Annotated in this window: 21 protein-coding genes; 11 read left to right on the top strand and 10 right to left on the bottom strand. The window is 50.7% G+C overall.

The window, feature by feature from the left end:
* Window positions 1-20: 20 nt before the first annotated feature.
* From carB to carA, 6 genes are all read right to left on the bottom strand, one after another.
* On the bottom strand, window positions 21-3,356 hold the full coding sequence (carB, locus tag J4G78_RS00750; protein ID WP_207987993.1) for a carbamoyl-phosphate synthase large subunit: 3,336 nt from the start codon (window positions 3,354-3,356) through the stop codon (window positions 21-23).
* A gap of 2 nt (window positions 3,357-3,358) precedes the next feature.
* Complete coding sequence (locus J4G78_RS00745) at window positions 3,359-4,174, bottom strand: ribonuclease E inhibitor RraB (protein WP_207987992.1); 816 nt, start codon at window positions 4,172-4,174, stop codon at window positions 3,359-3,361.
* Window positions 4,171-4,545: a ribonuclease E inhibitor RraB gene (locus J4G78_RS00740; RefSeq protein WP_207987991.1), complete on the bottom strand. Its 375-nt coding sequence runs from the start codon at window positions 4,543-4,545 to the stop codon at window positions 4,171-4,173. Before J4G78_RS00740 ends, J4G78_RS00745 begins: the two co-directional genes overlap by 4 nt.
* Window positions 4,532-5,488, bottom strand: coding sequence for a hypothetical protein (locus tag J4G78_RS00735; RefSeq protein WP_207987990.1), 957 nt, complete (start codon window positions 5,486-5,488; stop codon window positions 4,532-4,534). The genes J4G78_RS00740 and J4G78_RS00735 overlap by 14 nt, the downstream gene beginning before the upstream one ends.
* Before the next feature lie 114 nt (window positions 5,489-5,602).
* Window positions 5,603-5,887, bottom strand: a complete 285-nt coding sequence (locus J4G78_RS00730) for a hypothetical protein (RefSeq protein WP_207987989.1) — start codon at window positions 5,885-5,887, stop codon at window positions 5,603-5,605.
* Window positions 5,888-6,069: 182 nt separating this feature from the next.
* Entirely contained in the window at window positions 6,070-7,230 is a 1,161-nt protein-coding gene (gene carA, locus J4G78_RS00725) for a glutamine-hydrolyzing carbamoyl-phosphate synthase small subunit (protein WP_207987988.1), read from the bottom strand.
* A 152-nt stretch (window positions 7,231-7,382) separates the two neighbouring features.
* On the opposite strand from carA, the gene J4G78_RS00720 reads away from it, so the two are divergent.
* The 6 genes from J4G78_RS00720 to J4G78_RS00695 all read left to right on the top strand — a co-directional run bounded on the left by J4G78_RS00720 (window position 7,383) and on the right by J4G78_RS00695 (window position 14,761).
* The gene (locus J4G78_RS00720) at window positions 7,383-7,835 is read left to right on the top strand and encodes a GatB/YqeY domain-containing protein (protein ID WP_207987987.1); all 453 of its coding nucleotides are present in this window, start codon (window positions 7,383-7,385) and stop codon (window positions 7,833-7,835) included.
* Window positions 7,836-7,845: 10 nt separating this feature from the next.
* Window positions 7,846-9,714, top strand: a complete 1,869-nt coding sequence (gene dnaG, locus J4G78_RS00715; RefSeq protein ID WP_207987986.1) for a DNA primase — start codon at window positions 7,846-7,848, stop codon at window positions 9,712-9,714.
* Between the two features lie 48 nt (window positions 9,715-9,762).
* Window positions 9,763-11,787 (top strand): RNA polymerase sigma factor RpoD, encoded by a 2,025-nt coding sequence (gene rpoD / locus J4G78_RS00710; RefSeq protein ID WP_207987985.1) that lies wholly within the window; start codon window positions 9,763-9,765, stop codon window positions 11,785-11,787.
* Between the two features lie 125 nt (window positions 11,788-11,912).
* Window positions 11,913-12,608 carry a DUF6975 family protein gene (locus J4G78_RS00705; RefSeq protein ID WP_207987984.1) on the top strand — a complete coding sequence of 232 codons (696 nt, stop codon included), beginning with the start codon at window positions 11,913-11,915 and terminating at the stop codon, window positions 12,606-12,608.
* 107 nt (window positions 12,609-12,715) lie between these two features.
* The gene (locus tag J4G78_RS00700; protein WP_207987983.1) at window positions 12,716-13,561 is read left to right on the top strand and encodes an AAA family ATPase; all 846 of its coding nucleotides are present in this window, start codon (window positions 12,716-12,718) and stop codon (window positions 13,559-13,561) included.
* Between the two features lie 15 nt (window positions 13,562-13,576).
* Window positions 13,577-14,761, top strand: coding sequence for a vWA domain-containing protein (locus tag J4G78_RS00695; RefSeq protein ID WP_207987982.1), 1,185 nt, complete (start codon window positions 13,577-13,579; stop codon window positions 14,759-14,761).
* 4 nt (window positions 14,762-14,765) lie between these two features.
* Here J4G78_RS00695 and J4G78_RS00690 read toward each other — a convergent pair whose 3' ends face one another.
* Entirely contained in the window at window positions 14,766-15,068 is a 303-nt protein-coding gene (locus tag J4G78_RS00690; RefSeq protein ID WP_207987981.1) for a hypothetical protein, read from the bottom strand.
* A 134-nt stretch (window positions 15,069-15,202) separates the two neighbouring features.
* Here J4G78_RS00690 and J4G78_RS00685 point away from each other — a divergent pair, with 134 nt between their 5' ends.
* Window positions 15,203-15,505, top strand: coding sequence for a hypothetical protein (locus J4G78_RS00685; RefSeq protein WP_207987980.1), 303 nt, complete (start codon window positions 15,203-15,205; stop codon window positions 15,503-15,505).
* 2 nt (window positions 15,506-15,507) lie between these two features.
* On the opposite strand, the gene J4G78_RS00680 is transcribed toward J4G78_RS00685, so the two are convergent.
* A complete protein-coding gene (locus J4G78_RS00680) occupies window positions 15,508-16,704 on the bottom strand; it encodes an exo-beta-N-acetylmuramidase NamZ family protein (protein ID WP_207987979.1) in 1,197 nt (398 codons plus the stop codon).
* On the bottom strand, window positions 16,688-17,245 hold the full coding sequence (locus J4G78_RS00675; protein ID WP_207987978.1) for a DOMON domain-containing protein: 558 nt from the start codon (window positions 17,243-17,245) through the stop codon (window positions 16,688-16,690). Before J4G78_RS00675 ends, J4G78_RS00680 begins: the two co-directional genes overlap by 17 nt.
* A 38-nt stretch (window positions 17,246-17,283) precedes the next feature.
* On the opposite strand from J4G78_RS00675, the gene tyrS reads away from it, so the two are divergent.
* Complete coding sequence (tyrS, locus tag J4G78_RS00670) at window positions 17,284-18,516, top strand: tyrosine--tRNA ligase (protein WP_207987977.1); 1,233 nt, start codon at window positions 17,284-17,286, stop codon at window positions 18,514-18,516.
* An 85-nt stretch (window positions 18,517-18,601) separates the two neighbouring features.
* The gene (locus J4G78_RS00665; protein ID WP_207987976.1) at window positions 18,602-18,928 is read left to right on the top strand and encodes a PilZ domain-containing protein; all 327 of its coding nucleotides are present in this window, start codon (window positions 18,602-18,604) and stop codon (window positions 18,926-18,928) included.
* A 2-nt stretch (window positions 18,929-18,930) separates the two neighbouring features.
* Here the strand turns inward: J4G78_RS00665 and recG are convergent, their stop codons facing one another.
* On the bottom strand, window positions 18,931-20,985 hold the full coding sequence (gene recG / locus J4G78_RS00660; protein WP_207987975.1) for an ATP-dependent DNA helicase RecG: 2,055 nt from the start codon (window positions 20,983-20,985) through the stop codon (window positions 18,931-18,933).
* 91 nt (window positions 20,986-21,076) lie between these two features.
* Here recG and J4G78_RS00655 point away from each other — a divergent pair, with 91 nt between their 5' ends.
* The gene (locus J4G78_RS00655) at window positions 21,077-21,343 is read left to right on the top strand and encodes an FAD assembly factor SdhE (RefSeq protein WP_207987974.1); all 267 of its coding nucleotides are present in this window, start codon (window positions 21,077-21,079) and stop codon (window positions 21,341-21,343) included.
* 35 nt (window positions 21,344-21,378) lie between these two features.
* Entirely contained in the window at window positions 21,379-24,849 is a 3,471-nt protein-coding gene (gene mfd, locus J4G78_RS00650; protein ID WP_207987973.1) for a transcription-repair coupling factor, read from the top strand.
* Window positions 24,850-24,858: the final 9 nt, after the last annotated feature.

Genomic DNA, 24,858 nt, shown 5'->3' with positions numbered 1-24,858 from the left:
GTGTGACAGATTGTCGGGGATTAAGTCTGCGAAGCCTTATAATAAGACTGAAGCGCACGAACTTCAAGAGTCTCGTCGCGCATGGCCGCAATTGCCTCCATCGCCGCTACACTGGCCGTGGCGGTCGTGTAATAGGGAATTTTGCCGTTCAGCGCCCCTGCCCGGATCGATTTAGAGTCTTTCAGCGACTGCCAGCCTTCAGTCGTGTTGAAAATCAGATCAACTTCCGCATCGATAATCCGGTCAACAATATGCGGCCGGCCCTCAGCCACTTTATTGACCTTCTCCACCTTTATGCCCTTATCGGTCAGATAATCAGCGGTTCCGCTGGTTGCGATAATTTTGAATCCCAACTTCTCAGCCAAACGGGCCGCAGGCTCAATCACCTTCTTGTCCGTTTCTTTCACAGAAACAAATAGTGTTCCGCCATCCGGCAAGTGATTATTCGCGCCTAATTGCGCTTTACCGAAGGCAATTGCGAAGCTGTTATCGATGCCCATAACTTCCCCGGTAGACTTCATCTCTGGCGATAAAATAGGGTCAATTCCCGGGAAACGGTTGAAGGGAAAAACAGCCTCTTTCACAGCAATATAGTCGATGTGCCTATCAATCGGCGGCAAATTTGCAAGTTTCTCGCCCGCCATCACACGCGACGCAATTTTTGCAATCGGCACACCAATCGCCTTGGCGACAAAGGGCACCGTCCGGCTCGCCCGCGGATTGACCTCAATCAGATAGACCTCGCCATCTTTCACCGCGAATTGAATATTCATCAAGCCGCGCACTTTCAAACCAAGGGCCAAGGCCTCTGCCTGCCGTTCCATCTCCGCAATAATCTCGTCGCTGAGATTGTAAGGCGGGATGGTGCAGGCACTATCGCCTGAATGGACACCAGCTTCTTCAATATGCTGGAGCACACCGCAAACCACGACCTCATCACCGTCACAAATCGCGTCAACGTCCACTTCCACGGCATCGCGTAAATATTGGTCAACCAGAACAGGCTGATCACCTGATACTTGCACGGCGGTGTTGATATAGTCTTCGAGTTGGGCCGGACCATCAACAATTTCCATCGCGCGTCCACCGAGCACGAAACTCGGCCGGATCAATACCGGATAGCCGATGCGTTCCGCGATTTTCACCGCTTCTTCTTCCGTCCGCGCCATTCCGTTTTCGGGCTGTTTCAAGCCCAGATCATTGACCAGCTTCGCAAAACGCTCCCGATCTTCTGCCAGATCAATCGCATCCGGTGTCGTGCCAAGGATTGGGATTCCCGCATCTTCGAGCGCAGAGGCCAGCTTGAGCGGCGTTTGCCCGCCAAATTGGACGATCACGCCGACCAGTTCGCCCTTGCTCTGCTCCACAGCCAGGATTTCCAGCACATCTTCCGCCGTCAGCGGCTCAAAATAAAGCCGGTCGGACGTATCATAATCGGTCGAAACGGTTTCCGGATTGCAATTGACCATGATCGTTTCAAAACCGGCATCGGCCAGCGCGAAACAGGCGTGGCAACAGCAATAATCGAACTCGATCCCCTGCCCGATACGGTTCGGGCCACCACCCAAAATCACGACTTTACGGCGATCAGAAGGCTGCGCTTCGTTTTCCGGTTCTCCAAAAATCGGCGCTTCATACGTCGAATACATATAGGGCGTCTTCGCCTCGAACTCCGCCGCACAGGTGTCGATCCGCTTGAACACGGGACGCACGCCTAGCTTGTGGCGCAGCTCGCGCACCTCTTTCTCGGTCGTGGCTCCTGCCATGGCGGCAACGGCGTCATGAACCAGCCCATGTCCGCCAGCAACAGCACGCCCTGCCCCGCCGGCAACATGCACGGCATCGACCGCCAGCTTGGCGAGCCGTTCGTCGGAAAAACCCATGGATTTTAGTTTGCGGAGTGCTTCCGGAGCATTGGGCAAGCCATTGTCCAAAATATCCTGTTCGGCATCGATGATTTCGCGGATACGTGCCAGAAACCAGGGGTCATAATGCGCGATTTCATGAATTTCAGTGTCACTAAAGCCTTCACGCATGGCCTGCGCTGCGACCAGCAGCCGATCCGGCGTAGGCCGTGCTAGCTCCGCTGCAATCTCATCCCGCGGCGCGCCCATAAGCGCTTCCACACGATTAAATCCGTCCAGCCCGGTCTCCAGACCACGCAGCGCCTTTTGCAGTGATTCATGAATATTGCGGCCTATCGCCATGACTTCACCGACAGATTTCATCGCAGTGGCCAGCAAAGGCTCCGCGCCTTTGAATTTTTCAAAGGCAAAGCGCGGGATTTTGGTGACGACATAGTCGATGGTCGGCTCAAAACTCGCCGGGGTCGCGCCGGTAATGTCGTTATCAATTTCGTCGAGCGTATAACCAACCGCTAGCTTCGCCGCGACCTTGGCAATAGGAAAACCAGTGGCCTTTGATGCCAGCGCCGAACTGCGCGAAACCCGCGGATTCATCTCGATGACAACCAGCCGTCCATCCTTTGGATTAACTGCGAACTGTACGTTGGAACCGCCTGTTTCCACTCCGATTTCTCGCAAGACAGCCAAAGAGGCGTTGCGCATAATCTGATATTCTTTGTCAGTCAGAGTCAGCGCAGGCGCGACCGTGATCGAGTCGCCGGTATGCACGCCCATGGGATCAACATTTTCGATCGAACAGATGATGATGCAGTTGTCGGCTTTGTCGCGGACAACCTCCATCTCATATTCTTTCCAGCCAATGAGTGACTCGTCGATCAGCACTTCATTGGTTGGTGAGGCTTCCAGCGATGTTCTGATATAGTGAATGAATTCTTCGCGGTTATAGGCCACCCCTCCGCCGGTACCGCCCATGGTAAAGCTGGGCCGCATGATCGCGGGCAGCCCGATATCCTCAAGCACCTCCAGCGCCTGCTCTTCGCTATGCGCAATGGCGGAGCGTGGGCTTTCCAGCCCGATCTTATCCATCGCCGCCTTGAACTTCTCGCGATCTTCGGCCTTGTCGATGGCTTCAGCGTCCGCGCCGATCATCTGGACGTTATATTTTTCGAGCACACCCATTTTGTTGAGCGTCAGCGCGGTGTTCAGTGCCGTCTGCCCACCCATGGTCGGCAGCACCGCATCCGGGCGTTCTTTGGCGATGATCTTCTCAACAATTTCCGGCGTGATCGGCTCGACATAAGTCGCGTCCGCCATTTCCGGATCGGTCATGATTGTCGCCGGATTGGAGTTGACCAGGATGATCCGGTATCCCTCCTCTTTCAGCGCCTTACAGGCCTGTGTCCCCGAATAATCGAATTCGCAAGCCTGTCCGATAACAATCGGGCCAGCGCCAATAATCAGGATGGATTTTATGTCAGTTCTTTTTGGCATATTTAGTGGATCTTTTTAAGTAAACGGCGGAAGATAGACGAAGAATTTGAGTTTCCAGACAAAGATTGGACCACAACAGTTTCCCAACCATCATAAGTCACATCGAATTTCGACGCGATTGAAATCAGTTGCGGCGTCAGTGCTGCAAAACTTTGATAATCAGCTCGCATTTCTTTTGCCATCACCAATCCGGAATCGTCTTCGAGCCAACGTTCAAATGAACACCCCAACTCCAGCAACTCTGACCTTAGGGCCATCATATTTTCACGAGCCCCGTAAAACCAAAACTCAACCTTCCTGGGAACAGAACCGTCATCGCCTTGTTTTGACAGAGCCTTTATAACCGACTCGTCTCCGTTTAATTGAACCTCAGCGTCAGTTGGAATCAATACCGGAAAAATAGAATGAGCCTCAGTTCTGGTCAAAATCTCGAATTTTATGCTGTCGGATACACCAACATATTCCACGCAATCTGTGAGTTGATCGGAGCTCTCTGCTGCAAAACAGATAACTCTTCTTCCTTCTCCACTGATAACCGCAATTTCAAAAAGTGGTAAATTGAGATTGTCGATCCGATCCAAAAGACTGTCTTCAATGTCATAGAGCTTAGACGCCACTTCGTTTGAGAACATCCCGTTGTCTACAAGCCTTGATCTATCTACGATATAAGATACTCCAACCAAACCAACCGCCTCAGCATGATCCCTAACGGCCTGATTTTCCCTCGATCTTACAACCAATGGCATATCCCGTTTGGAAGTACGCGATAGAATGAGCCATTGATCTTCTTCTCCTGATATCGAAAAGCCCTCGATCACGCCGGATTCTCATCAGATATCGGTCCATTTTCATTACAGGAAAAACACCCCCAACCATCGTGGTCAATGTCATAATCCTGCTCAATTTCAAGGCATTTGCGGGTCAGCTCTCTTATGGTTTGCTGAAGGGTATCGGCATCAATTTGCAATTCAATCTGCCACTCGCCTTCGTCCTTTTCGACATAGGCAGATTTAAAGCCGAGTTTCTTCGCGTCATTTTTCAGTTTGTTGAGGTTTGCAACAGCCCCAACAAATTGCACATTAATCTCGCGCACCACATGGTCCAGATCGCCGCCTGCCGCCATGTTTTTCAGGATTTCGTCATCCGTCGCCCATTCTTCGGCCAGATGTGCGGGATCAATTGCGCTCATTATTGCCCTCCTTGGGTAAAGACACTTCGTTGCCGACAAAGCCAAATTTAATGCCCGGTAATGTGCGGATGTAGCCCAATGCGCAATCAACCGGTTCAAATTTCATATTTTTGGGCGGTTCAAAACGCACCTGATTGCCTGCCTCCAGCGTCAAAGCGCTCTGCGGTAGCCCGCATCTGAATGTTATTTCGTCAAGCCGGGATTGGGTGACTTCATTGCCTTTGTCCACTTTGTTCATCGCGTCCTTCAGCATCAGTTCCACCGGATTGTCGAGCAGCATTTGAATATGGTTGGATGTCAGTCTAGCCATACAAAACAGGCCGTTGGATTCAGCCGACGGCGCGGATTCTGTGCGGCTCGCGATGGCGCAGGTTTTTTCGGCATAGGTTTTGAACGCCAATTGCGCCTGCTGTAGCCTATGGGAATCGATTTTTCGGGCATCTAACTCCGCATAAATGTTGATCAGCACGCCATCCATGCGGGCCATTTGCAGGGTCAGCGCCATGGTGTCGCAATCCGTCCGCTGGCCGCCGGGCCAACCGGAAAAATCAATCTGGTCGTAACAACTATCAATATCCTTTTTCGCTGGCCATTTGCCATAAGGCGCAAGCGTCCAGTCGACACCATAGGTTCTGGCGGCGCGCAGGGCGCAGGTAAATTTCTCGCCGAGCGCTGGATTGGGCAATATCCACAAATAGCTGCCAGAGCCATCTGCTGCTTTGTCGAACCGCACGACCGTGTCGTCCACCTTGCACTCTTTACGAATAATCCCCGCATAGCGCTCACCCGCTGACCGATATTCATTGGCCTCTGCTTCGGAGCGCGCATCAGGTCCGCTGTCATTCAATATCGGAGCTTCTTCGCCAGGCAAGGCATCCGCCTTACAACTGCCAAGCAGGATTGCAGATAGTCCGATAAGCAGATGCATATAGCCATTACTCACAACGAAAGCCGCGGTTTTTCAGAGCTTTCGATGATAGAACTGCTGATCGTAAAAAAGGGGCTCTCTCCGCGCCAGAGGGACGGAGAGAGCCTTTAACGTATAGATAAAGCTGCTTTATTCCGCTTTGGAGGTATCCTCGACCTCCGGCAATCCAGCCTTGAGCATATCGTCGACCATTTCGCTGGTGCACGCTTGCAGACTGCCCATCATGGCTTTTTTGGCATCCGCTGTGTTGGCATCCTCGGGAATATCCTTGGTCATGCAGGTACAGATTTTTTCTGGGTCTATAGAGCTCGGAAAGGCGTCGGCTTGCGTCATACATTCCGTCATCGCTTGTTCTTTGACAGGAGTGCAGGCCGCGAATAGGATCGTGGCCGAAATTACGAGAAATTTCCGCATTATGTTTTTCCTTAATATTTGCGTAGATCTCATCACATAGAAAATGTGAATAGAACGGCACGAACCCTGCTCGATCCCCTTCGCAATTTTTAAGGTGGTTTGTCACTGTTTCGATTTTACTTTTCCGGCCAATTTTGAATTTTCTATCCAATTGGATGATTTTTGGTTCACAATCATGCGCGTCAGAGCATTCCGACAAATTTTTGGAACAGATAGAAACTGTCTTGAGGACCAGGGCTGGCTTCGGGGTGATATTGTACGCCAAAGGCGCGTTTATCCTTGAAGGATATGCCGCAATTGCTGCCGTCAAACAGGCTGGTATGGGTTTCCTCCACCGCGTCGGGAAGCGTTGCGCTGTCGACGGCGAAACCATGGTTCATGCTGGTAATTTCAACCGTACCATTTTCATGCCGCTGCACCGGATGGTTGGCACCGCGATGCCCTTGAAACATTTTCGTGGTTTTTGCGCCAGCTGCAAGTGCCAGCATCTGGTGTCCCAAACAGATGCCGAAAATGGGCACATTTTTGCCGAGCAACTTCTTGATCACCGGAACAGCATATTCTCCGGTGGCCGCTGGATCGCCAGGACCGTTGGACAGAAAAACCCCCGCTGGCTCTAGAGCCATAATATCATCAAACGATGTTTGTGCAGAAACAACAGTGACTTTTGCGCCAGCCTTCACAAGATTTCTGAAGATATTCCGTTTCGCGCCATAGTCAATTGCCACAACATGCGGTCTTGTCTCCATATCCTCCACCGGTGCGTAGCCATGTCCCAGTCGCCAAATACCACTGTCCCAGATTTTGGTCTGATGCCCCGTCACTTCGATGGCCAAATCCATGCCTTCAAGCCCCGCCCAATCCCGGGCCTTCGCAAGCAGATCATCAATATCAAACCGACCATCAGGATCATGCGCAATAACTGCATTGGGCGCGCCAGCTTCCCTGATCCGGCGCGTTAAGGCCCGTGTGTCGACACCGGCCAATCCGATGCGGCCATTGTCAGCCATCCATTGATCAAATGGCTTGTTATTCCGGAAGCTGCTCGGCTCCGTAACGTCTTCGCGCACGATACAGCCCAGCGCATGCGGGCTATCGGCTTCAACATCCTCATCATTGGTGCCGACATTGCCGATATGAGGAAAGGTAAAGGTGACAATCTGACCAGCATAGCTCGGATCGGTCATTACTTCCTGATAACCGGTCATCGCGGTATTGAAGCACACTTCCCCTACTGCAGAGCCTGTCGCACCAAAGCCCCTGCCCCATACTATAGTGCCATCGGCCAATACCAATATCCCAGTGGCGCCCTTGGGAGCGGCGGGGATACTGGTGTCGGTCATGGGCATTGTCCTTTAATATGGCAGGAGCCCCATGCTCCTGCGCTTCAAGCAAATTTCGCCGTGCCTAGGGGACGAAAAATCACCCTGCAATCTATGAAAAAAAATAAGTTGCGGCTATGTTGGTAGCTTATTCCAAAATTACGGGGAACGCTATGATTCGCGATGACGTGAAAGCGGCACAAATTGCGGCCATGAAGGCTGGTGACAAGGATCGAACTGCAGCTACGCGGGCGATATTGGCGAAGATCAAGGACAAGGATATCGAGCTACGCACCAAGGATAGCACGCTTGATGACGATATCATGGTCACCGACGTCCTTCAGAAAATGGCCAAACAACGGCGCGAATCTATCGATATGTTCGAATCAGGTGGCCGCGAAGAACTGGCCAAGGGCGAGAAAATGGAACTTTCCGTGATTGAGGAATTTCTGCCCGCCCAGTTGAGCGAGGCGGATACGGCGGCGCTGATAGATGGCATCAAGGCAGAGCTTGGTGCGGAATCGATGAAAGATATGGGCCGCGTAATGGCGGAACTGAAATCCCGTCACGGCAGTGAAATCGACATGAGCAAGGCCAGCGGTCTGGTGAAGGCAGCGTTGAGCTGATTCAAGGCCTATGACCCTCTCTCCGCAATGGCTTGACGAACTGCGCAGTCGGACGACTTTATCGACGCTGATCGGCCGGACGGTGAAAGTACAGAAGGCGGGGCGAGAGTTTAAGGCCTGCTGTCCGTTTCATAATGAAAAAACACCCAGCTTCACCATCAACGACGAAAAAGGCTTTTACCATTGCTTTGGTTGCGGCGCGCATGGCGATGCCATCCGCTGGATGACGGATCAACGCGGTCTCGGTTTTATGGACGCGGTAAAAGATCTGGCGGCCGAGGCACAGATGGAGGTCCCTGCCCCCGATCCGCGGGCTGCGCAGCGGCAAGAAGCACGTGCCACATTACATGACGTCATGGCGGCAGCTCAGGATTGGTTTGTTGCCCAGTTTAATGGAATAGAAGGCGCTGCTGCCCGGGAATATCTCAAGAACCGCGGTATTTCAGAGAAGACTATCCGGGACTTCGGCTTTGGTTTTGCGCCCGATTCACGCGGACGGCTGAAGGAAGCACTTTCTGTTCACGGCGTTGATCAGCTGGTGGAAGCTGGCCTGCTTATCAAGGTTGACGATCGCGATCCTTATGATCGTTTTCGGGGACGGTTGATGATCCCGATCCGCGATCCGCGTAGGCGGGTCATTGCCTTTGGCGGCCGAATATTGGGCCATGGCGAGCCTAAATATCTCAATTCTCCCGACACGCCCTTGTTCGATAAGGGCCGCACGCTCTATAATCTCGACAAGGCATCTCCCGCATCGCGCCAGACCGGACGGATATTGGTGGTCGAAGGCTATATGGATGCCATTGCATTGGCGCAAGCAGGTTTTGAGGATGTAGTGGCACCACTCGGCACCGCACTCACCGAACATCAGATCGAACGCATATGGAAAATGGTAGAAGCGCCAATACTCTGTTTTGATGGCGATAATGCCGGGCAAAAGGCCGCCATGCGCGCTGCTCTGCGCGCATTACCTATCCTACGCCCTTCTCACAGCTTGAATTTCATCGCCTTGCCCGCAGGACAAGACCCTGATGACTTAATTCGTTCTGAGGGGCCGCAGGCATTTGGTGCGCTGATCGATCAGCCTCAGATGCTTGGCGAAAAAATCTGGCAAGTCGAATTTGAGGCCGAACCACTCAACACTCCGGAAACCAAAGCTGGTTTAAAAAAGCGTCTGTCCCATCATGTGCGCGACATTGCCGATCAGGACATTGCCCAGCATTATCGCCAGGATTTTCAAGAACGATATGAAAATGCCTTTTTCGCGAAGCGCGATAATCAATCGAGACAGCGGCCTTTCACCCCCTCAAAAGGTGGATTCAAATCTCCATATGTCCCTTTTAAGCCAATGGACGATACGAAGTCCGTTTTAATCGACGGCTACGACCTGAGGATTGCAAAAGGAATTTTGGGTGGTTTGATGCGCCATCCATCGCAGATTTCCAAGCATTTTGAAGAGCTAACCGTCCTCAGACTTGCCGATTCGCAGATGCAGGCCCTTTTGTCCGAGTTAATTCGTGCTGCAATGCGTAAAGAAATGCTTGATATGCAGGGCCTTCTTACCATATTGGAACAGACAGATTGTTATAATGTCGCAAAAGGGCTGTTACGGGCCGATGCGCTGAATTTCACTTTCAACCGCAAAATGCCAGATCATGCCCCGTCGGATGTTATCGAACGGGCACAGAATGATTTGGCAGAAGCGATAAAGGTGATCACAGCGCGACCGGGACTGGAAGCGGCTTTGGCGGAAGCAACAAGACGGGTGCAGGATAATCTTGATGAAGAAAGCTATGCGGAACAGCAACGATTGCGGCAGGCAAAGCAGGAATTTCATGAACGATTGGTTGAGATCACCCAAGTAGACGACATCGTGTGAATTGTGTGAACTTTGAAGATTAGTTTTTAATTTTAGGGGCCTTGAAACTTGGCAAGTAAAGCAAAAAAATCAGCTGCGGCAGAAGACGCACCACTTATTGATATGAATGGCTCCGCGGTTAAAAAACTTCTCACGAAGGCAAAAAAGCGCGGCTATCTGACCTATGATGAATTAAACGAAGCCTTGCCGCAGGACCAAATGTCCAGTGAGCAAATCGAAGATGTGATGTCATCCATTTCCGACATGGGCGTGAAAATCGTCGAGAATGACGATGAAGCCGCTGAAGAAATGGGCGGCGATGAAGTCGAATCTATCGACGGCAAAGACAAGGACAAGAAAACACCGGCAGCTGCAGCGCCTAAAAAAGCAGCTGGCGATCGTACCGATGATCCGGTGCGCATGTATCTGCGAGAAATGGGCGCTGTAGAATTGCTCAGCCGCGAAGGCGAAATCGCCATTGCTAAGCGTATCGAAGCTGGCCGCGACACGATGATCTGGGGCCTGTGCGAAAGTCCGACGACTTTCAACGCTATTATAGAATGGTCTACCGCGCTGAATGATGGCGAGATGCAGCTGCGTGAGATTCTTGATCTCGATGCCATGCTCTCCAAAGATCCCGTTCCGGAAAATCTTGAAGATGAAGACGATGATGACGGGGAGATCAGCGAGAAAACAGCTGGCCCGTCATTCAAGGATGATGACGAAGTCGAAGATGAACCGGAAGCCGCTGAAGGCGAAGGCGATGATGAAGACGAACTGACAGAACGCCGTACCAAGCGCGTTGTTGAAGAAGAGGAAGAGGATAACACCCTTTCCCTGGCGCAAATGGAAGAGGCATTGAAACCGGAAGCCTTGGAAAAATTCGCTACTATTACGTCTGTTTTCAAGAAATTCTCGAAATTGCAGAATACCCGCATGGATGCTTTTGCCGTCGGTGATGATTTCCCGGCAGCATCAGAAAAAAAATATCACAACCTGCGCGAAGAGCTGACGGCTTTGGTTGAAAGTGTGCAATTTCATGCAAACAAAATCGAATTTCTGGTCGATCAGCTTTACTCGTTTAACCGTCGCCTAACTGCTCTTGGTGGTCAAATGCTGCGTCTGGCCGAGCGTCACAAGGTACCACGCCGTGCCTTTCTGGAAGGCTATATTGGTCATGAACTGGATGATGGCTGGCTGGCAAGCATGGCCAAGACCGATAAGAAATGGGCAGCTTTCGCTGAGAAAGAAGCTGTATCGGTAGAGCGTATCCGCGCAGAAATTTCAGATATTTCGGCCGCAACCGGGACGTCGCTGGAAGAGTTTCGCCGCATCGTCAACATGGTTCAAAAGGGTGAACGCGAAGCGCGTATTGCCAAGAAGGAAATGGTTGAAGCCAATTTGCGGCTCGTTATTTCCATCGCCAAAAAATACACCAATCGCGGCCTGCAATTCCTGGATTTGATTCAGGAAGGCAATATCGGCCTGATGAAGGCAGTCGATAAATTTGAATATCGCCGCGGCTACAAATTCTCGACCTATGCAACTTGGTGGATTCGTCAGGCAATCACCCGGTCGATCGCGGATCAGGCGCGTACGATACGTATTCCGGTCCACATGATTGAGACGATTAACAAACTCGTCCGCACCTCACGCCAGTTCCTTCACGAACAAGGGCGTGAGCCAACACCGGAAGAAATGGCCGAGCGCCTGTCCATGCCACTTGAAAAAGTGCGCAAGGTCATGAAAATCGCCAAAGAACCGATCAGCTTGGAAACACCTATTGGTGATGAAGAAGATTCGCATCTTGGTGATTTCATTGAAGACAAAAATGCGATCATTCCTGTTGATGCTGCGATTCAAGCCAATTTGAAAGAGACCGTAACTCGCGTTCTCGCTAGCCTGACCCCGCGCGAAGAACGCGTTCTGCGGATGCGCTTTGGTATCGGCATGAATACCGATCACACGCTTGAAGAAGTGGGTCAGCAGTTTAGTGTTACACGCGAACGCATCAGACAAATTGAAGCAAAAGCGCTGCGGAAGCTGAAACATCCAAGCCGTAGCCGGAAAATGCGCAGTTTTCTGGATCAGTAAAACTAGGCTTTGTTGTCGCTTTGGCTACTATGGTTTGCACTTAACTAACGCGGCGTAAACCTGACCTTTAGGATTACGTTCTATATCCAAAGACTAATGAGGTTTGTCTGACTTTCGAGAGTTGGATGAATCCAACCGAACTCTTATGTGATGTGAGCGCAATGCAAGAAACCAGTTTTATACCATCCGCGCGACCATCGTTGATGGACCATGTAACAGAACACGGTTCGGCATCTGTCGCTTATGTTAAAGCCATCAACAACGATTTTTCGGAGCTTAGCGGTAGCGATATAGCTGATATCGCGCATTTTTTATGCGTACTTCATGGTCGTCATCCGGGTGTTGTCGATCATGCTGCTACTAAAACTGCTGACATTGTTGCCCGCGAATGGTTGGTGGAAGCCATGGAAGGCTTCACCGCGGAACGGGCTTTTTTGACACGATTAACCGTTGCAGCAGGGCCGATATCGGGCGTTCGAACCGAAGACCAGAGCAACGCAACGGTATTGGCACAGCGCAAAGCATTGGAAATGTTGTCCCAATCTGATCGTAATGGTTGCGCTTTGGGCGCTTCATTTGCGCTGGTCCTTGACTGGCAAGCTGTTCGACCGTTGCTTGAACAGATCGCTGTAAAACTTGGTGTTGAACCGCGCGCAGCGATATTACCTTCATCAGAAAAAACGGCCGCACTTAATGCAGAGTTGGCAGAATCAAATATCGTCGAGCGCGCCATTAACTTCGGTGTAGATCAAATATTGACCCAACATCGCGGCCTATGGCAGCTTTTGGAAGCGCGCAGAAATGCCCGAAACAGCGACTGACAATAGATATCCCTTATTTGCTTCATTAACTAAATGATTAACTTGCCTCAAAACGGCCTTTTCCCTATCGCTAATCCATTGACGTTTACGGCAAGGGATTATGAAATATGCGTTTTGACGGCACCAAAGATTATGTAGCAACCGATGATTTGAAGGTTGCGGTTAACGCTGCCGTTACGCTTCGCCGGCCTCTCCTCGTAAAGGGAGAGCCAGGTACGGGTAAAACCGTTCTTGCGCACGAAATTGCCAAGGCAACCGGCGCGCCGCTGATCGAATGGAATGTAAAATCTACGACCAAGGCGCATCAGGGCCTTTATGAATATGACGCAGTGGCGCGGCTTCGTGACGGTCAGCTTGGCGACGAGCGGGTTCATGATATTTCGAACTACATCCGGAAAGGCAAGCTCTGGGAAGCCTTTACAAGCAAAGAATTACCGGTCCTGCTGATCGACGAGATCGACAAAGCCGACATCGAATTTCCCAACGACTTATTGCAGGAACTCGATCGCATGGAATTCCATGTTTACGAGACAAAAGAGACCATCAAGGCAGCCGAGCGCCCCATAGTGGTTATTACATCCAACAATGAAAAAGAGCTCCCGGACGCATTCTTGCGCCGCTGTTTCTTCCACTATATCAAATTCCCGGATCGCGAGACGATGCAGGAAATTATCAACGTTCATTTCCCAGATATTCAGGGAATATTGGTCAAAAAGGCGATGGATATTTTTTATGATGTCCGTGAAGTTCCTGGACTTAAGAAAAAGCCCAGCACCTCAGAATTGCTCGATTGGTTGAAGTTGTTACTCGCAGAAGACATGCCTCTCGAAGTGCTGCAATCACAGGATCCAAGCAAAGCGATTCCGCCTTTGCACGGTGCTTTGCTTAAAAACGAACAGGACGTCATGTTATTCGAACGCTTGGCCTTTATGGCGAAACGCGAAGCGCGTTAAACGGAGCGACAACCAATGTTCTTCAACTTCATGGACGAGCTACGAGCAGCAGGAATTACTGCCTCGCTGAAGGAACATCTGGTGCTTTTAGAAGCACTGGACAAGGAGGTCATCCAGCGTCGTCCCGAAGAATTCTATTATCTGTCCCGCGCAACTTTCGTAAAAGATGAAGGCCTTCTGGATCGCTTTGATCAAGTTTTCTCGAAAGTCTTCAAAGGCATAGAAACCAGCTACGGGATGCAGGAAGAGGAAATTCCGCTCGATTGGCTGAAGGCGGTTGCGGAGAAATATCTGACCGAAGAAGAAATGGCAGAAGTCAAGAAACTTGGCAGCTGGGACGAAATTATGGAGACGCTAAAAGAGCGCCTTGCCGAACAAGAAAAGCGCCATGAAGGCGGCAGCAAATGGATTGGAACGGGCGGTACGTCGCCCTACGGTAACAGTGGCTATAATCCGGAGGGCGTTCGAATTGGCGGTGAAGGCGGCCAAAAGAAAGCAGTAAAGGTCTGGGATAAACGCGAATTCCAAAATCTTGATAACACCAAGCAGCTTGGTACCCGCAATATAAAAGTGGCTCTGCGCCGCCTGCGCCGGTTTGCCCGCGAGGGCTCAGCCGACGAGCTTGATATAAACAGCACTATCAATGGCACTGCGAAAAAGGGGTGGCTCGACATCCATATGCGCCCAGAGCGGCATAACGCTGTGAAATTACTTTTATTTCTTGATGTTGGTGGATCAATGGATCCTTTCATCAAATTATGTGAGGAACTATTTTCAGCGGCAACGTCTGAATTTAAAAACTTGGAATTTTTCTATTTTCATAACTGTGTTTATGAAGGCGTATGGAAAGACAACCGTCGACGCTTTTCCGAACGGACTAATACCTGGGATATCCTCCACAAATATGGCCATGACTATAAGCTGATTTTCGTTGGTGACGCCTCAATGAGTCCTTATGAAATCACCCATCCAGGTGGTTCGGTTGAACATTTCAACGAGGAGGCGGGCGTGACTTGGCTTCACCGGATGACCAATACCTATCCTGCAACCGCCTGGTTAAACCCGGTGCCCGAAAAACAATGGGGCTATTCGCAGAGCGTAAAGATCGTCAAGGAATTGATGAATGACCGCATGTATCCCTTGACGCTCGAAGGTTTGAGCGATGCGATGAAGGAATTGACGCGCAAACACGGATCATGAATTTCTAGGTCTCTACTACCAGCAATGTCTGGCCTTGATATTTCTCAGCAGCAGCATCAAACAAATCATAAGGCTCGAATTGCCGTTCTTCCACGGTGACATCCTTTAAACCAGAAAGTTTAAACGTCCCCAACTTTAATTCGCGCGGAGGTTGCCCCTCACGCTCCAAGGTCACCGCGTCGACATGCATTTCATCATGGCGGGTATAGAGGATATGCGGTGCGAGCGTAACTTGCATCCGGTTATAAGTGGCCTTCACGCATTTCTTTAATGCAACGCCTTCGAAAAATTCCTTGCTCGGTAACATTGGGACAAAATATCAAAAACAACAAAGGACGCAAGGCCTATGTTGCGCCGCACCATTTTTGCATTTTTACCAATAGCGGCTACTCTACTTCCTGATATGCCCCAAATATGATAAAAGGCAGGCGGAGATTAATGATGCCTAAGCCGCTACTGCTTGCTTTTTTTCCGCTAGTCGCCACTACAAGCTTCATTCAGGCTGCGCCGCTTGATCCTGAATGTATTGATCATGTTGAAAATATCGATTCGGGAAAAATTCCTGAACCGACCATGCGTGCGCTTGGTGATGAGCCACCCGCAGCCCAAATTGCCGCTGTTGATCGCCGGGTGAATAATTGTTCTGTGCTGGTATTGATAAATCCGCAATTGGCTGGAGAACCACGTTGGACCCCACCACTTGAAGCTCCCACCGTCAAACAATATCAAACTTTCGGTGATTGAAATCAGTAAATCAGATGGTCTTTCAACATCTGACCCCACACACGCTCATCCGGCGCAACTATAGCTTCCAGATCATTTGCAATTGTCGATGGACTTTCAATCCACTCCCGCAATCCGGGACCGCCATTGATCACATCAAAGGCCAACTTGCCCTCTTCATATTCATACGCAAAATCGCGCCATAGTTCATAACCGAAATATAGCTTGTTAATCGCTTTGAGTGCTAGCGCTTGCAATCGCCAGGGACGAAACGCTGCATGGTCGTAGGACGGACCTTCAGCATGGATTTGAACGCCACCGCAAAGCATTCCGACATGCTTGTGAAAAGTTGGTTCAAACCAACATTCCCGTAATATACATCCTTTGAGCCACTGTGGAGCCTTGCGCTGCATTTCAGCGATTACTGCTTTTGCATCTATGTCAGGGGCTCCGAATAATTCAAGCGGCCTGGTCGTACCTCGCCCTTCCGACAATGTGGTGCCTTCAAGCATCACAGTGCCAGCATAGGCCCGTGCCATTGAAAGGTTGGGAGCATTGGGACTCGGGTTGATCCATATCCGGTCTGTAGGCCACCCAAAACCCGGTCCCTCAGGCTGCCAACCTTGCATTTCAACGACGTGATATTCCACGTCCAGATTAAAATAGCTGATAAACCAGTGCCCCATTTCACCCATGGTCAAACCATGCCGCATAGGCATAGGGGCCGCACCAACAAAACTTTCCCAGCCTTCTTCCAGCATCATACCTTCAATCGGTCGTCCCGCAGGGTTAGGACGATCAAGCACCCAAACAGTTTTGCCATGCTCAGCCGCTGCCTCCAATATGTAGCGCAGCGTTGTGATGAACGTATAAATCCGGCAACCTAGATCCTGCAGATCAATCAGAATAATATCAAAGCTATCCATCATCTGCTTGGTGGGCCGACGCACTTCACCATAAAGGCTGAATATTGGAATCCCCAAAACCGGATCATCATAATCTGGTGATTCGATCATATTATCCTGTTTATCACCGCGCAGGCCATGTTGTGGTCCAAAGGCCGAACTCAATTCTATACCGTCGCATTGCGATAGCGCGTCCAGCGAATGGGTCAGATTCTCTGTAACGGAAGCGGGATGCGCTAACAGTGCAATCCGCTCTCCGGCCAGCGGTGCCCGCAATTCCGGTTCAGCGAGAAGGCGATCAATTCCAAATTTCATACGTTACCTGCTGCCTTGAGTTGGTGCTTGAAGCAATCCTTGTGATGAAAATCGGGTGAACCGGGGGATGCGCCAAGGCCCAGTAGGATTTTGGGCCACTTTGTTCAGCAATTACGGCAGAAAAAGAAGCATTCAGGGAGGATTCTCCCCATATGTCCGGCAACCCCAAAGTTACCTCGATTGCGACATGAGAATCGCTCAAATCCAGAAAAATATCAGGTGACTTCGGCAACTGGAGGTTCCTCATCCCGTCGCGATAGTCGGAAAACTGATACGCAGCCCAACGACTGGACGGTGAAAAATTAAACTCACAATATCTATTGGCTGACGATTCTTGCAGGAATAATTCAAAACAGGTCGTTTCCCATAATCCATCAGCCCGTTGAGACTCCGCCAAATCCGGTAAATCGAGGTCATGCAGTAGCCCCTCGGCATGATATCGTAACCACAGACTGCCATGCGCTTGCCACTCATAAGTCAAGGAAATTTCATCCACCACAGAAACCGGCGTCAAGGGATGGCATTGCAGGCTTAAACGCATATTGCGAGTTTCCTCTGCTGCATGTAACGAACCACTCCATGACCAATTATCAATCTGACCTCCTCCGCTTAATGAATGATCGCGGCTATATCCACCAATTAACAGATGCTGATGGACTGGATCGCCTTGCAGCCAAAACGATTATTCCCGGATATGTCGGTTTTGATGCAACGGCAACGTCTTTACACGTTGGCAACTTGGTTCAGATCATGCTGCTACGACGTCTGCAACAGGCAGGACACAAACCTATAGTGGTTATGGGCGGCGGAACCACGAAGGTCGGGGACCCTTCTGGCAAAGATGAAGTCCGCAAGTTGCTCGACAATGAGGGCATTAACGCAAATATTGCATCGATACGCTCTTCATTTGAGCGGTTCCTGACTTTTGGCGACGGGCCAACGGATGCAATCATGGTCAATAATGCTGATTGGCTCGACAGTTTGAAATATATCCCGTTCCTGCGTGATGTTGGTCGTCATTTTACGATCAACCGAATGCTGACGTTCGATTCGGTTAAGCTGCGTCTTGATCGCGAGCAACCCCTTACCTTCCTGGAATTTAACTACATGATATTGCAGGCTTACGACTTTCTTGAATTGTCGCGCCAGCATGCCTGCCGCCTGCAACTGGGTGGCTCGGATCAATGGGGAAATATCGTCAATGGTATCGAACTTGGTCGCCGCATTGACAGCGCGGAGCTGTTCGGCCTGACCACGCCATTAATCACAAAGGCGGACGGATCAAAAATGGGCAAATCCGTCGATGGTGCTATTTGGTTGAACGAAGACCGCTTGAGTCCTTATGATTACTGGCAGTTCTGGCGAAATACTGATGACCGCGATGTCGGTAAATTCATGCGGCTGTTTACCGATATTGATCTGGACGAAATTTCTCGTCTCGAAGCACTTCAAGGTGCAGAAATTAATGAGGCTAAGAAGATACTTGCTGATGCAGCAACGGCAATGGCCCATGGTTCAGATGCAGCAGCGAATGCGGCGACCACCGCCCAGAAAACTTTTGAGCAGGGCCAGTCCGGCGGTGATCTTCCAGTGCTAGAGGTTACCGCGGATCAGATTTCGGTGCTCAACGCATTGGTTACTATAGGTTTTTGTGCGTCTAAGGGGGAAGCCAAGCGGATGATCGCAGGCGGTGGTGCTCGAGTAGATGATGAACAGATCAAGGAGCCAGGCACGATGATCACAATGGCAAATACTGACATCAAAATATCAGCCGGCAAGAAAAAGCATGGTCTATTGCGGCGTGCGGTTTAGAATCTCCAATATATTTACGGCAGTTTACCTTTTATTCGGAAAACGCAGTTAATAAAGGGTGTCACCCAACGTCGGAGCACCCTAAATGCCAAGTATATCCAGTCCGAAAACGCCAGAAATGCGTCGTGCAACGCGTTTTCCTGTGGATTATGAAACGATTTGCGAAACCCGCAAAGATGGTGAATTTACGGTCAAACTTAGCAATATTTCCGCTCATGGCTGCCAGTTTATCCATGAGGTCGAATTGAACAAGGGTGACCGGGTTATTGTTCGTTTACCGGTCGCAGGTCGTATCGAAGCGTTTCTGGTCTGGTCCCATAGCGGTCGATCCGGCTTTGAATTTGAACGAGTGATCCGCGAACCCGACTTCGTGGCATTGCTAGATCAGATCGAGCATGCAGACTCCCGATAAGCCTATCCGCTGCGGAGCAAGCTTACCCCCCAGTCGCGTTCAAATAGATATAATGCAATCCGTGCCGCTTGTCCGCGTGTACTGTCAAGGCCGCCATCGCGATCTAATAACAAGCGCGCATCATCGGTAGCGGCTGCAATCAAATTCGATATCTGTTCCGGTGATGCTATGCGAAAGCCAGCATCGCCCGACTGACGCGTACCCAGTAATTCTCCAGCCCCGCGCAATCGTAAGTCTTCCTCAGCAATCTTAAAGCCATCATTTGTCTCTCGTAACAGTGACAGACGCGCACGGGCCGTTTCGCTGAGCGTATCACCACGGAGCAACAGGCAATTAGATTTGACGTCTCCCCTACCCACACGTCCGCGTAATTGATGGAGTTGCGCCAGACCAAAGCGGTCTGCGGCTTCGATGATCATCAGACTCGCATTGGGCACGTCAACACCCACTTCGATGACAGTCGTCGCGACTAGCAATTTGATATTGCCTTGCTGGAAACGCTCCATGACTGCATCTTTTTCAGGGCCTTTCATACGTCCGTGTACTAAGCCAACCTGATCGCCAAATCGTGTTCTTAGGATCGCCGCGCGCTCTTCAGCTGCGGCCAAGTCGCTTTTCTCGCTCTCCTCAACCAACGGGCAAACCCAATATGCCTGCCCATTGGCTGCGATATGCCTGGCCAGACCATCGACAACTTCCGGCAAACGAGCGTCCGCAATGACCCGCGTTTCGATCGTCTGGCGGCCTGGTGGCAGCTCGTCGATGCGGGAGACATCCATCTCGCCATATTGACTGAGCGTCAATGTTCGCGGAATTGGAGTAGCCGTCATCGCAAGAAGATGAGGTGTATGGTCTGCCTTCTGAGTCAACATCAAGCGTTGTGAGACACCAAATTTATGTTGCTCATCAATGACCGCCATTGCCAAGTTTTTATATTGGACTTTTTCCTGAAAAATTGCGTGCGTCCCAACCAAAATATCGATGGAGCCATCGGCGAGCCCCATTAAAGTGGACTCCCGCACTTTACCCTTGTCCCGCCCGGTCAGGATAGCGAGATTAACCGGTAAACCCGTTAACAGCTTCTGCAGACCCTCGAAATGTTGCCGCGCCAATATTTCCGTCGGTGCCAGAAACGCTCCCTGATAGCCGGCTTCGACGGCATTGAGTAAGGCCATTAAGGCAACCAGCGTCTTTCCTGATCCAACATCGCCTTGCAACAACCGCAGCATCGGAGACGACTGTGCTAGATCGCCTTCAATCTCAGAAATACAGCGTTTCTGTGCTCCTGTGAGCTCAAAAGGCAGATTGATCTGATCCCTCAAACGCCCGTCACCCTGGATTGAAACGCCTTTCTTGCGACGATTGCTAGCGCGCACCAACATGAATGCTAACTGATTAGCGAAAATTTCATCATAGGCGAGCCGGTCCGATTCATTACGGTCCTCTTGGCTATGCAATGAAATAATATCGCTTCGCCAGTCACTCCAATTTTTGGAGACCAACAGGCTTGGCTCAATCCACTCTGGTAGCTCCGGCGCCAGATTGACAGCTTGCGCTATCAATTGCCCCATCCGTTTGTTGCCCAAGCCATCAGCCAACGGATAAATCGGTTCTACCAGAGCGATGTCTTTCTCGTCCGCCAATTCCAATACATCGGGATGCAGCATCTGCAACTCGTCACCATAGCGTTCCAACTTGCCCGATATGATTTTACTCTCGCCCAAAGGCAGCAGCTTCTTTGGCCAACCCGTATTTCTGCCAAAAAAGGTCAGGCTGATATAATTGCCCTGCGCATCCGTCGCCTGCACGCGGAACGGGCTGCGCGGACCGCCGCTACGATAATCTGCAGGGGTCACTTCCACTATTATTGTTAAACCGACATCTGCCTCGTCCAGCTCTTCCACATGCTTTCGCCGCATCCAGTAACTGGGCTTATGATAGAGCAAATCTTTGACTCGCGTCAGACGCAGTTTCTCAAGCGGCTTAGCAAGTGCCTTGCCGACGCCTTTGAGCGACTGGGTTTCGCCAAATAATGGATTGAGTATCTCGGGCCGCATGTCTATCCGCCTATATACGCGAGCGGGCCTGATTTACCAGAAAGAGTCCGCACATCATTGCGTAACAAAAAATCTTGGATCAGGAGCAGACATGGAACGCGAAGTCAGGCTGAAACGGTTACATTTTCGCAGCTGGCATCGCGGTACACGCGAGGCCGACAATATGATTGGCGGCTTTTTCGACAAATGGGGTCAAAGCTGGTCGGACGCTGAAATCGATTGGTTTGAAAAGCTGCTCGAACAAGAAGATGTTGATATCATGGCCTGGGCGATTGGCAAACAGACGCCGCCAGAACAGTTTCGAAACGAACAAATGTCCGCCATGCAAAAGCTCGACTATTTCGACTTCACCAAGTGATATTCTTTAAAACCGAACTGAAGAAGAAATCTTAAGTGTCATATTTAGATAAATTGCTTTCTGCTGACTGTGGTTTGACTCTGGCTGGAGTAACATCAGGGTATAGGCCTTATTGCCTTGCCGACATAGCCGTTCAGTCTGGTCAACGAACGGTGTTCATAGCAACCGACGACGCAGCAATGAGCGCCGTTGCAGAAGCCGCGCGATATTTTCAGCCCGAATTGGAAGTTATTGAATTTCCCGCTTGGGATTGCCTGCCCTATGATCGAGCATCCCCGGCCCTTCACACAACGTCAGAACGACTGGCAGCCCTAGCGAAGCTCGCCGTACCTGCCACTGGCGGGCAATTGGTTATCACGACGGCTAATGCCGTCACACAGCGAGTCCTGGAGCCCGCGCGAATAAACGAACTTGTTACGAGGCTGGCTCCTGGCAGCGTGGTAGAGCAAGAAAAGCTGATATCTTTTCTCTACGCCAATGGATTCGTGCGGGTTGATACAGTGGCTGATAGCGGTGAATTTGCTGCACGCGGCGGGTTGATTGATCTGTTCCCGCCCGGGGCTGATATGCCTTTGCGCATCGACTTATTCGGAGACGAAATAGAGACTTTGCGCCAATTTGATCCTGCGGATCAAAGAACAATTGGAAAGGTCGAAGGTTTCGATCTGTTACCCGTTTCGGAGGTTTTGCTTGACGAAAACAGCATTACCCGTTTTCGCACGCGCTATCGCGAACTGTTCGGTGCCGTGGCGACCAGCGATCCGATTTATCAGTCCATATCCGAAGGCCGTAGGCTCTCTGGCATGGAGCATTGGTTGCCGCTCATCGAAGAACGTTTAGTGAGCTTTTTCGATTATCTTGCTGATGACACAATCATTGTTCGAGACGCTGCGGTGACTGCGGCGGTAGACGCGCAATTTGCATCCATCATGGATTATTACAAAAACCGTCAGGAAGCAGACAAAGCCAATCTGTCGAGTTATCGACCATTACAGCCAGATAGGCTTTATCTGGAGCCATCCGAATGGCGTGTGCAACAATCCGATGGTCCAATCCACATCATTAGTGAATTTGACGAACCAGAATCATCCACCGTGCTTTCTTTATCGGTATCATCTCCACGTGATTTTTCTCCCGAACGCGCTCGAAATGAGAATATATACAAAGCGCTAGCTGTGCATCTCAATACGCTTACTAAAGCCGGCACGACGGCAATATTGGCAAGCTATAGCAACGGTTCCCGTGCAAGACTGTTTGACTTGCTTCACGATCACGGTGTCAGCACAGCAACCATTTGTGATGACTGGAAATCAAGCAGTGCCGTTGGAGCGGCGGTTGCTCTGACTGTCTTACCTCTAGCTTCAGGATTCCGCACTGACGATATCGCACTGCTTACCGAGCAAGATATTTTTGGTGACCGCTTGGTGCGCAAATCGAAACGGCGCAAGAGCGGTGATGCCTTCATTGAGGAGTTATCGGCACTTAGTCAGGGCGATCTGGTGGTTCATTTAGAACATGGGATCGGCCTTTATGAAGGTATTGTGTCTATTCCAGTCGGTGAAAGTCCGCATGACTGCGTCGCGCTAAAATATGCAGGCGGCGATAAGCTATTTGTTCCGGTTGAGAATATTGATGTCCTTAGCCGGTACGGCGAAGGTGGCGAAACCGTTGTTCTCGATCGATTGGGCGGCGAAGGCTGGCAAAGGCGTAAGTCGAAACTCAAGGAACGTATAAGAGCCATAGCGCATGCACTTTTGAAGACTGCCGCAGCCCGGGCCTTACAACCCGCCTCACCAGCGCGAATTGAAGCAAATGAAATGGCTGGCTTTGTTGATCGCTTTCCGTATCAGGAAACGGACGACCAGCAACAAGCAATCGAAGAAGTTCTTGGCGACATGGCCTCGGGCAAAGCCATGGACAGGCTCGTCTGTGGTGATGTCGGTTTCGGTAAAACCGAAGTTGCTATGCGGGCCGCATTTGTGGCGGCAATGGCGGGTATGCAAGTGGCGATCATTGCCCCTACTACTCTCCTCGCGCGCCAGCATTTCAGTAATTTTGAAGAGCGCTTCCGTCCCTTCCCCGTCAATCTTGGTAGATTGTCGCGCCTGGTACCGGCTGCTGAGGCAAAGAAGACCAAAGAAGGGCTGACAAATGGCAATGTAGATATTGTCATTGGCACACACGCCCTCTTGGCAAAGTCGATCGAGTTTCAACGGCTCGGCCTGATTATTGTCGATGAAGAACAAAAATTTGGAGTCACGCATAAAGAGCGGCTGAAGGCCATGAAAGCCGATGTCCATGTTCTAACGCTCACAGCGACACCTATCCCGCGGACGTTACAAATGGCCATGACCGGCTTGCGCGAGCTTTCTGTTATCCAAACACCACCTGTAGATCGTCTCGCGGTGCGCACCTATGTGATGCCATGGGATCCGTTGCCGTTGCGTGAAGCGCTGATGCGCGAACATTATCGTGGCGGGCAGAGTTTTATTGTCGTTCCGCGCATCGCTGACCTGCCCGAAATTCAAGAATTTCTGAAAGAATATGTGCCAGAAATTAGTTTCGTCGTCGCTCATGGTCAGATGCCACCAGCTCAAGTCGAAGAACGTATGTCGGCTTTTTACGACAAAAAATATGATGTCCTTTTGGCGACAACGATTGTTGAGAGCGGCCTTGATATTCCAAGTGCCAATACGCTGATCATCCACCGCGCTGATCGGTTCGGACTCGCCCAGCTTTATCAATTACGCGGTCGGGTTGGACGTTCGAAGACCCGCGCCTATGCCTATATGGTGACGCCGAAAGACCGGATCATAACTGAAAAGGCAGAAAAACGGCTGAAAATTTTGGGGGATCTCGACAGCCTTGGGGCTGGCTTTGAGTTGGCAAGCCACGACCTAGATATTCGCGGGGCAGGAAATTTGCTGGGCGATGAACAATCGGGTCATATTCGGGAGGTTGGCTTTGAACTTTACCAATCGATGCTGGAAGACGCGATACTGGAAGCCAAGGCAAAAGGCGCCGGGCTAGACGCCGCCGCCGAAAGCTTCTCGCCGCAGATCACCGTCGATGCACCGATCTTGATACCAGAAAATTACGTGCCCGATCTATCGCTCCGCATGGGCCTATATCGGCGCATGAACGGACTTCAAACTTATCAAGAGATTCAGGCCTTTGCAGCGGAAATGATTGATCGTTTCGGTGAATTACCAGTCGAAACTGACAATCTGCTCAAGCTGATGGAAATCAAAATGAACTGTATCAAAGCCCATATTGCGAAGATTGAAATGGGTCCGCGCGGTGCATTAGTTAGCTTTCATAAGGATAAGTTCCCGAATGTTCCTGGTCTGCTCGCCTATGCTGAACGCCTGAAAGGAACAGCAAAGATCAGACCAGATAATAAGCTGTTTATTGAACGACGGTGGCGTGATCCACGATCACGGCTTCACGGCCTAACACAACTGAGCAATGGATTATCAAAACTGGCCCAACAGAAACAAAACTAACGCTTTTCA

The sequence above is a fragment of the Parasphingorhabdus cellanae genome, assembly GCF_017498565.1.
Lineage (GTDB): Bacteria > Pseudomonadota > Alphaproteobacteria > Sphingomonadales > Sphingomonadaceae > Parasphingorhabdus > Parasphingorhabdus cellanae.
Note: the sequence above shows the minus strand (reverse complement) of the source record. Positions and strands in the feature narration are given on the sequence as shown.